The sequence below is a fragment of the Streptomyces sp. NPDC026417 genome (genome assembly GCF_055567695.1).
Genome location: NZ_JBVHPY010000004.1, coordinates 1 through 9,538 on the forward strand (window position 1 = coordinate 1; position 9,538 = coordinate 9,538).

The 9,538-nt window shown below is 72.4% G+C and carries 7 protein-coding genes and 1 pseudogene; 6 read left to right on the forward strand and 2 right to left on the reverse strand.

Annotated elements, in window-relative coordinates; genetic code table 11:
- Both ACZ4NT_RS07630 and ACZ4NT_RS07635 read left to right on the forward strand, forming a co-directional pair.
- Nucleotides 1-242, forward strand: a pseudogene (locus ACZ4NT_RS07630) (slipin family protein); the annotation flags it as partial.
- Between the two features lie 278 nt (nt 243-520).
- Nucleotides 521-1,603: an alpha-lytic protease prodomain-containing protein gene (locus tag ACZ4NT_RS07635; RefSeq protein WP_121403994.1), complete on the forward strand. Its 1,083-nt coding sequence runs from the start codon at nt 521-523 to the stop codon at nt 1,601-1,603.
- 82 nt (nt 1,604-1,685) lie between these two features.
- Here ACZ4NT_RS07635 and ACZ4NT_RS07640 read toward each other — a convergent pair whose 3' ends face one another.
- Nucleotides 1,686-2,747, reverse strand: coding sequence for an ABC-2 transporter permease (locus ACZ4NT_RS07640; protein ID WP_467724187.1), 1,062 nt, complete (start codon nt 2,745-2,747; stop codon nt 1,686-1,688).
- Between the two features lie 156 nt (nt 2,748-2,903).
- Here ACZ4NT_RS07640 and ACZ4NT_RS07645 point away from each other — a divergent pair, with 156 nt between their 5' ends.
- On the forward strand, nt 2,904-6,413 hold the full coding sequence (locus tag ACZ4NT_RS07645) for a DNA polymerase III subunit alpha (RefSeq protein WP_467724189.1): 3,510 nt from the start codon (nt 2,904-2,906) through the stop codon (nt 6,411-6,413).
- Complete coding sequence (locus ACZ4NT_RS07650) at nt 6,410-7,384, forward strand: DNA polymerase Y family protein (RefSeq protein ID WP_467724191.1); 975 nt, start codon at nt 6,410-6,412, stop codon at nt 7,382-7,384. The genes ACZ4NT_RS07645 and ACZ4NT_RS07650 overlap by 4 nt, the downstream gene beginning before the upstream one ends.
- Before the next feature lie 20 nt (nt 7,385-7,404).
- On the opposite strand, the gene ACZ4NT_RS07655 is transcribed toward ACZ4NT_RS07650, so the two are convergent.
- Complete coding sequence (locus tag ACZ4NT_RS07655; RefSeq protein WP_121403999.1) at nt 7,405-7,779, reverse strand: cupin domain-containing protein; 375 nt, start codon at nt 7,777-7,779, stop codon at nt 7,405-7,407.
- An 88-nt stretch (nt 7,780-7,867) separates the two neighbouring features.
- Here ACZ4NT_RS07655 and ACZ4NT_RS07660 point away from each other — a divergent pair, with 88 nt between their 5' ends.
- Together ACZ4NT_RS07660 and ACZ4NT_RS07665 are read left to right on the forward strand one after the other, a co-directional pair.
- On the forward strand, nt 7,868-8,314 hold the full coding sequence (locus ACZ4NT_RS07660; RefSeq protein WP_121404001.1) for a MarR family transcriptional regulator: 447 nt from the start codon (nt 7,868-7,870) through the stop codon (nt 8,312-8,314).
- Nucleotides 8,315-8,475: 161 nt separating this feature from the next.
- A complete protein-coding gene (locus ACZ4NT_RS07665) occupies nt 8,476-9,336 on the forward strand; it encodes an alpha/beta fold hydrolase (RefSeq protein WP_121404003.1) in 861 nt (286 codons plus the stop codon).
- Nucleotides 9,337-9,538 lie beyond the last annotated feature (202 nt).

Below are 9,538 nucleotides of genomic sequence, written 5' to 3' on the forward strand. Positions count from 1 at the left end.
TCGCCGCCGAGAAGAACTCCACCCTCGTCCTGCCCTTCCCCGTCGAACTCCTGCGGTTCCTGGAACGCGCACAGAGCGGACAACCCGCACCGCCGCCCGCACCGCAGCCGGGCACGGAGCCCCGGGAGGTGGTGGAGCGGCCGGCTCCGGAAGGTCCGCAGCAACCGGTGCAGGAGCAACTCCGGCCCGCCGCGGGCGGAGTGGAATCGGACAGTGCGGGGTCGAAAACAAGACAGGACTAGACCTCACCCGCTGCACAAAGAGTGATCGCTCCCAGTGTTTGCACTCCGAACCCACGTGGCGAGACCACGCAGAGTCAGGGCGTAGGGAGCGCACGTCCGTTGTCGTACGCGCGTCCTGAAGTCGACCTTGTGTGCTCCCAGTCCGCCTCGGAATAGTGGGCGCCGCACCGTTGGCATGAACGCGGCTTTTTACGGTGTGCCGGGTTCATCGCCGTACGCCTTCCGGTCCAGGAGGTCCCCACAACCTCCTCGGCCGACCCCCCACAGGAGGACGTGAGTTGAAGCACCGACGCATACCCGGGCGGCGTGCCGCCGTGGCAGGTGCGGGCATCGCCGCACTGGTCGCCGCGGGAGTCACCTTCCAGACTGCGAACGCGAGCGAGCCGGCGCCGACCCCGGCCCCGCGGGCGCTGTCGATCACGGCGGCCGGAAAGCTCGCCTCGGCTCTCGGCAAGGACCTGGGCGCCGACGCGGCGGGAACGTATTACGACGCGAAGGCCAGGCACCTCGTCGTGAACGTGCTCGACGAGGCCACCGCGAAGACCGTGCAGGAGGCCGGCGCGAAGGCCAGAGTCGTGGAGAACTCCCTCGCCGAGCTGAAGGGCGCCCGCACGACGCTGAAGCAGGACGCGACGATCCCCGGCACCTCCTGGGCCACCGACCCGGCCACCAACAAGGTCGTCGTCACCGCGGACCGCACGGTCTCCAAGGCCGAGTGGGCCAAGCTGAGCAAGGTCGTCGACGGCCTCGGCGCCAAGGCCGAACTCCAGCGCACCAAGGGGGAGTTCAAGCCCTTCGTCGCGGGCGGTGACGCGATCACCGGCGGCGGCGGGCGCTGCTCGCTCGGCTTCAACGTGGTCAAGGACGGTCAGCCGTACTTCATCACCGCCGGGCACTGCACGGAGTCGATCTCGACCTGGTCGGACTCCAGCGGCAACCAGATCGGCACCAACGAGCAGTCCAGCTTCCCGGACAACGACTTCGGTCTGGTGAAGTACACCGCGGACGTCGCCCACCCGAGCGAGGTCGACCTGTACAACGGCTCCGCGCAGGCCATCACCAAGGCGGGCGACGCGACCGTCGGCCAGAAGGTGACCCGCAGCGGCTCGACGACCCAGGTGCACGACGGCACGGTCACCGGCCTGGACGCCACCGTGAACTACGGCAACGGCGACATCGTCAACGGCCTCATCCAGACCGACGTCTGCGCCGAGCCCGGCGACAGCGGCGGTTCGCTCTTCGCCGGCGACACCGCCATCGGCCTCACCTCGGGCGGCAGCGGCGACTGCACCTCCGGTGGCGAGACCTTCTTCCAGCCGGTCACCGAGGCACTGTCGGCCTTCGGTGCCCAGATCGGCTGACGCCCCACCCGTCAAGTCCCGCCCCCACCGGTTGTGGGGGCGGGACTTCCGCGTTCGTGGGACCCGGGCCGCCGTGGGTCCGTCACGCCGCCCGGGGGGACGCCTCGGCCGGGGCGTGGTGCTTCCTGCGCAGGGACGCCGCCAGCAGGGTCACCACGCTGCCCACCACGGCCCAGGCGGAGAGCACCAGCAGCGAGGCCGTCATGTCGTTGCCCTTGAAGTAGGCGATCGAGCGGGCCGCCCAGGTGCCGGCGCCGGGTGGCAGGGCCGGTCCGATCGCCTTCCAGAAGGGCGGCAGCATGGGCAGCGGAAAGGCGCCGCCCGCGCTCGGGTTGCCCGCGATCACGATCAGCAGGATGGCCAGCCCGATGCCGACGATCCCGAAGATCCCCTGCAGGGCGAGCGTGGCCGCGCCGACCGCGAACGTGGTCAGCGCGCCCAGGCCCCACAGGGCCCAGACGCTGCCGGGCAGGGCGCCCAGGATCGGGCCGATGATGACCGCGCCGCCGAGTCCGCCGACGATCGCGATGAGCGCCATCACGGCGAGCCGGATCACCGCGCGGCGCGGGTTGGCGGGCCGTGCTCCCGAGCTGATGGCCAGGACCGACGCGGCGAGATAGCCGCCGACGCACCAGCCGACGACCACGTAGAAGGACGAGAGCCCGTCGAAGTCGTGCTCGGAGGCCGGCACCAGGTCGACGACCCGGACCGTGCGCCCCTGGCTCCGCTCCAGGGCGGTGGTGAGCGTGCCCAGCGTGCTGGCGAGGGCCGTACCGCCGCCGGAGGCGACCAGCAGGATGTCGGTGCTGCCGGACGGGTCGATCACCAGGGCGCCGTCGATGTCGCGGTTCATGATCTGCCGGCGGGCCGTGGCCACGTCGGAGACCGCCCGCGGGTCCAGCGGCTCGCCCGGGAGCTGCCCGAGCCGGCTCACGGCCTGTCCGGCCACCGCCGGCGGCGCGACGACTCCGAAGGGCACGTCCTTCGGCTTCGGGTCGTGCAGCGCGCCCACGTACGAGGCGATGAAGAGCAGCTGGAGAGCGATCACGCCGATGACCAGGAGCGTCGCCCGCGGGGTCACCGCGTCCTTCACCTCGTCGAGAAAGGACGTTCGCGGGGCGTCGGCTCCGGCTGTCTGCGTCATGCCCCCACGATCCGGGCCGCACGGTGTTTGCGCAGGTGGGACGGGCCCGAATGGATGTAGCACGCTTGTTCGAAAATTGGTCTATGGTGGTGGTGGGGCAGTTGGGAACTAATGTTCGAGAGTCCGGTCAGGGGCTCACGAGTGCGGGAGGTGCGGGTGCCGGGGTTCACGCATCTGCACACCGTTTCCGGGTTCTCCCTGCGGTACGGGGCCTCGCACCCGGAGCGGCTGGCCGAGCGTGCCGCCGAGCGGGGCATGGACGCCCTCGCTCTGACCGACCGGGACACCGTCGCGGGTGTGGTCCGGTTCGCCAAGGCCTGTGCGAAGGCGGGCGTCCGTCCGCTGTTCGGGGTCGAGCTCGCGGTGGGCGAGCCCGAGCGCGGGGAGAGGCGGCGTACCCCGGTCCGCGGTGGTGCCTTCGTCGACGAGTCGACACCGCGCGCTACCTTCCTCGCCCGGGACGGTGCGGCCGGCTGGGCCGACCTCTGCAGAATCGTTACGGCAGCCCAGGCCGGTGAGGGGCCCGCCCTGCTGCCCCGGGCGGACAACCACGCCGAGGGGCTGACCGTCCTGCTGGGCCCCGACTCGGACGTCGGCCGCGCACTCGCCGCCGGACGCCCCGACCGGGCCGCGGAGCTGCTCGTGCCGTGGCGGGAGGGCTACGGCGACGCCCTGCGCCTGGAAGCCGTGTGGCACGGCCGTCAGGGCACCGGCCCCGGCTCCCTCCGGCTGGCCGCGCGCACCGTCGGCTTCGCTGCCGAACACGGCGTGCGACCGGTCCTCGCCAACGCCGTCCGGTACGCCGACCCCGGGATGGGCCCGGTCGCCGACGTCCTGGACGCCGCCCGCCGCCTCGTCCCCGTCGACCCGCGGCGCGAGCTGGACAGCGGCGAGGCCTGGCTCAAGGACCCGGCTGCCATGCTGGGCGCCGCCGAACGCGTCGTCGAGGCCGCCGGCTTCCGCCGCGACACCGCGCACCGCCTGCTCGAACAGACGCAGGCCACCGCCGCCGAGTGCCTCGTCGACCCCGAGGGCGACCTCGGCATCGGGACCGTCCACTTCCCCGAGCCGCACCTCGTCGGGGCCGGCCGCCGCACCGCGCAGCGCGCCCTGGCCTCCCGGGCGGCGGCGGGCATGGTGCTGCGCGGCTATGCCGGACGCCGCGACTACTGGGACCGGATGCACCGGGAACTGGACATCATCGCCCACCACAACTTCGCCTCCTACTTCCTGACGGTCGCTCAGGTCGTGGACGACGTAAGGGGGATGGGGATCCGGGTCGCCGCGCGGGGCTCCGGCGCCGGCTCACTGGTCAACCACCTCCTCGGCATCGCGCACGCCGACCCCGTCGAGCACGGGCTGCTGATGGAGCGCTTCCTGTCCAAGCGCCGCTCGGTGCTGCCCGACATCGACATCGACGTGGAGTCCGCGCGCCGGCTCGAGGTCTACCGCGCGATCATCGGCCGGTTCGGCACCGAGCGGGTCGCGACCGTGGCGATGCCCGAGACCTACCGGGTCCGGCACGCCATCCGCGACGTGGGTGCGGCGCTGTCCATGGACCCGGCGGACATCGACCGGATCGCCAAGTCCTTCCCGCACATCCGCGCCCGCGACGCCCGCGCGGCCCTGGCCGAGCTGCCCGAGCTGCGGCAGCTCGCGGGGGAGCAGGAGAAGTACGGGCGCCTCTGGGAGCTGGTGGAGGCGCTGGACGCCCTGCCGCGCGGAGTCGCCATGCACCCGTGCGGTGTACTCCTCTCCGACGCCTCCCTCCTGGCCCGTACGCCGGTCATGCCGACCAGCGGCGAAGGGCTCCCCATGTCGCAGTTCGACAAGGAGGACGTCGAGGACCTCGGGCTGCTCAAGCTCGACGTCCTCGGCGTGCGGATGCAGTCCGCGATGGCGCACGCCGCGGCGGAGGTGGAGCGGGCGACGGGGGCCCCGTTGGACCTCGACGCCGTACCGCAGGGCGACCCGGCGACGTACCGACTCGTCCGGTCCACCGAGACGCTGGGCTGCTTCCAGATCGAGTCGCCGGGCCAGCGGGACCTGGTCGGGCGCCTCCAGCCCGCGACCTTCCACGATCTCGTCGTCGACATCTCGCTCTTCCGACCCGGCCCGGTCGCCGCCGACATGGTGCGGCCGTTCATCGAGGCGCGGCACGGGCGGGCGCCCGCCCGCTATCCGCACCCGGACCTGGAGGAGCCGCTGAGGGGGACGTACGGAGTCGTCGTCTTCCACGAGCAGATCATCGACATCGTCGACATCATGACCGGCTGCGGGCGCGACGAGGCGGACCGGGTGCGACGCGGGCTCTCCGACCCGGAGTCGCAGGGGAGGATCCGCTTCTGGTTCGCCCAGCACGCGGCGGCCAAGGGGTACGACGCGGAGACGATCGCGCGGACCTGGGAGATCGTCGAGGCGTTCGGGTCGTACGGCTTCTGCAAGGCGCACGCCGTCGCCTTCGCCGTGCCGACGTACCAGTCGGCGTGGCTGAAGGCCCATCACCCGGCCGCCTTCTACGCGGGGCTGCTCACGCACGACCCCGGGATGTATCCGAAGCGACTGCTGCTCGCGGACGCGCGGCGCAGGGGGGTGCCGATCCTGCCGCTGGACGTGAACCGGTCGGCGGTCGCCCATCGGATCGAACTGGTGTCTGAATACAGGGGTGTCAGGGACGTGTGGGGCGTGCGGCTGGCCCTCTCCGACGTGCACGGCATCAGCGAGGCCGAGGCCGTACGGATCGCGGACGGGCAGCCGTACGCCTCGCTGCTCGACTTCTGGGAGCGGGCCCGGCCGAGCCGGCCGCTCGCCCAGCGGCTCGCGCAGGTCGGCGCACTCGACGCCTTCGGCGCCAACCGCCGTGATCTGCAACTGCACTTGACGGAACTCCACCGGGGCGCGCGCGGCGGACGCGGCGACCAGCTCCCGCTGGCGGGCGGCCGGCGCACGGCCTCGGCCGGCCTGCCGGACCTCGACGAGGCGGAGAAGCTCAGTGCCGAGCTGGGCATCCTCTCCATGGACACCTCCCGCAACCTGATGGACGACCACCGGGAGTTCCTCCAGGAACTGGGCGTGGTCACGGCCCGCCGGCTGCGGGAGGCGCGGAACGGCGAGACGGTCCTGGTCGCGGGCGCCAAGGCGGCCACCCAGACCCCGCCGATCCGCTCCGGCAAGCGCGTCATCTTCTCCACGCTGGACGACGGCACGGGCCTGGTCGACCTCGCCTTCTTCGACGACTCCCACGACACCTGCGCACACACCGTCTTCCACTCCTGGCTGCTGCTCGTGCGCGGAGTGGTCCAGCGCCGCGGCGCACGCAGCTTCAGCGTGGTGGGAGCCGCGGCCTGGAACCTCGCGGACCTGCTGGAGGTGCGCCGGGAGGAGGGCCTGGACGGAGTGGCCGCACGGCTGGCCGAGACGGACGCGGCGGCCCGGGACGGCTCCGCTCCCGCTCACGACGGCGAGGGTCCGTCCCGGGCCGGGGTCGCCGGCTCGGACGGGCCGCCCCGCCCGGCGGGTTCCGCCGCGCAGGACCCGATGCCGAGCCGGAGCATCCGCATGCCCACGGGGTTCCGGATGCACCCCTGGGCCGATCTGCGTCCCGCGGGCGAAGGGCCCGCGGGAGGAAAGAAGTTGTGGCACCAGAGTCCGGGGAGTGCGGGATGACCATCCTCTGCGTACGTTTCCAACTGTCTCCGATGTACGAGTCCGCCCTGCCCCGGCTCCTGGACATGCTGGAGGGATTCACCCCGGTCGTCGAGGCGCTGCCGCCCGACGGGGCGCTGGTGGATCTGCGGGGCGCCGAACGGTACTTCGGCCGGGGCGTGGTGGAACTCGCCTCGGTGATACGGGTACGCGCCCTCGCGCACCACGGCGTGGACTGTGTGATCGGGGCCGGTCCGGGCCCGATGCTGGCCCGCATGGCCCTGCGGCAGGCCGCGCGCGGAAGGGCCCGTGTGGTCCCCGAAGACCCCGAAGCCGTCCGGGAGTTCCTCGCCGGCCAGCAGGTCGCCGCGCTGCCCGGCGTCGGCGCCGCCACCGCCCGCACCCTGGGCGAGTACGGCCTCGACACCATCGGCAAGGTCGCCGCCGCACCCCTGTCCACCCTCCAGCGGCTCACCGGTGCCCGCGTGGGCCGCGAGCTGCACGAGAGGGCCTCGGGAATCGACCGCGGCCGAGTCGTCCCGAACGCAGCGGCGCGTTCGATGGCGACCGAACGACCCTTCTCCCGTGACGAGTTGGACCCCGATCGGCATCGCAGGGCGCTGCTGTCCGCCACCGAGGAGCTGGGCACCCGGCTGCGTGCCGTCGAGCAGGTGTGCCGCATCCTGACGCTCACCGTGCGCTACGCCGACCGTTCCGCGACCACGCGCAGCCGCACGCTCGACGAGCCGACCGCCCACTCCTCGGCACTCACCTCGGCCGCGTACCGCATGTACGAGGCGCTCGGGCTGCAGCGCGCCCGAGTACGCGCGATCACCCTGCGCGCCGAGGGGCTGGCCCCCGCCGAACAGGCCTCCTACCAGCTCACCTTCGATCCGGTGGACGAGAAGGTGCGCCGGGTGGAGGAGGCGGCGGACCGGGCGCGGGCCAGATTCGGTCCGCATGTGATCGTGCCGGGCACGCTGGCCGCGTAGCCGGTCCCGGCCGCCGTCGCTCAGTTGGCCCAGGGCGGGGTGATCCGCGTGCCGTCGGCCAGCTCCGCCTCCAGGCCGACGGACGTGGTGACCCACGAGATCGCGGGCTGCCCGGTGGGGTTCTCGACGCCGAGGGTCGCACCGGGGTTGATGATCAGTACATCGCCGGCCGTGACCCGCTCGGTGCGGCCGTCGAGCGTGACCAGCAGCTCTCCCGCGAGGAGATGGAAGATCTCCTCGCGGTTCACGGTGTGCAGCGGGGCCCTGGTGCCCGCGGGGATCTCGCCCCGCCAGGCGCACAGCTCCTTGCTGCCGCTGCGGGGAGTGGCGTACGAGACGAACCGGGCGCCGTGCATCTCGTGGACGACGGCTTCGGACGAACGGACGACGGGCATGGCGGACCTCCAGAGGTCATATGGTCAAGCTACTTGACTATATGGTCAGGCAGCTTGACCGCATCGTCAAGGGTGTTTCAATGCTCCGGTGCAGAATTCCGAGGCCATGGCCCTGTCCGCCGCCCTGCTCGCCGCCGCCGGCGAGCTGACGCAACGCATCCACGCCGGGGTCGTCGCCCGGGGGTTCGAGGGACTGCGGCCCGCCCACGGCTTCGCGTTCGCCCGGCTTGCCCCGGGCGGGGCGACGGCCACCGATCTCGCGGCGCATCTCGGGATCACCAAGCAGGCCGCGAGCCAGCTCGTCGACGAGATGGTCCGCAAGGGCTACGTCGAGCGCCGCCCGCACCCCGAGGACGCCCGGGCCCGGCTGATCGTGCTGACCGAACGCGGCCGGGCCTGCACGCGGGCCGCGGAGGAGGCGGCGGCGGAGGCCGTCCGGCCCTGGGCCGAGCTGCTCGGCGAGCGCGAAGTCGACGCACTGCGGGACCGGTTGGCGCGCATCGCTCCCGGGGGCCCCATCCGCCCCACGTGGTGAGGCCGTAGCAGCAGTCCCGGCTACCAGTGCAAGTTTTTACTGACGCGTAACTTCACACTTGCACTACTCGTTCGTAACTTGACGAGTGAACAGCATCCTCGTGATCCGGATCACAGGGCGTACGCCGTCGCAACTCCCTTGAGCCGCAAGGAGATCACACGATGCTGCCCTGGAAGCGTGCCCTCAGACCCCTGGCCGCCCTGCTCCTGGCCGCCGCCGTCACCGTCGTCCCGGCCGCCACCGCCCAGGCGGACACCGCCCCCAGCAGGGGCTGGAACAACTACTCCTGCAAGCCCTCGGCCGCGCACCCGCGCCCCGTCGTCCTCGTCCACGGCACCTTCGGCAACTCCGTCGACAACTGGCTGGCCCTCGCTCCCTACCTGGTGGACCGGGGCTACTGCGTCTACTCCCTCGACTACGGCCAGCTGCCGGGCGTCCCGCTCTTCCACGGCCTCGGCCCCATCGACAAGTCCGCCGGACAGCTCCAGGTCTTCGTGGACAAGGTGCTCGCCGCGACCGGCGCGGCCGAGACCGATCTCGTCGGCCACTCGCAGGGCGGCATGATGCCCCGCTACTACCTCAAGTTCCTCGGCGGGGCCGCCAAGGTGAACGCCCTCGTGGGGATCGCGCCCGACAACCACGGCACCACCCTGAACGGTCTCGCCAACCTGCTGCCGTACTTCCCCGGCGCCGCCGACCTGCTGTCCGCGACCACGCCAGGCCTCGCCGACCAGGTCGCCGGCTCGGCCTTCCTCACCAAGCTGAACGCGGGCGGCGACACCGTCGCCGGCGTCCGCTACACCGTCATCGCCACCAAGTACGACGAGGTCGTCACGCCGTACGCCTCGCAGTTCCTGAGCGGCTCCGACGTCCGCAACGTGCTGGTGCAGAACCTGTGCGCCGCCGACCTCTCCGGGCACGTGGCGATCGGGCTCCTCGACCGGATCGCCTACCACGAGGTGGCGAACGCCCTCGATCCGGCGCACGCCACGGCGACCAACTGCGCCTCGGTGTTCGACTGACCGCGTGAACGGGCCGTCCCACCGTACGGGCGGGGTCCGTCCGGCCTGAGCCGCCGGACGGAACCCGCCCACCGGGGCGCGCCGCGGGGGGCCGGTGGCTTCCGGAAGGGGGGAGGGTGGGGGGGGGGGCGGGGGGGCAAATGGCGGGCGGGTGTGAGAGAGGAAGAAGGAAGAGGGAGCCGGGGGGGGGAGCAGGAAGGAC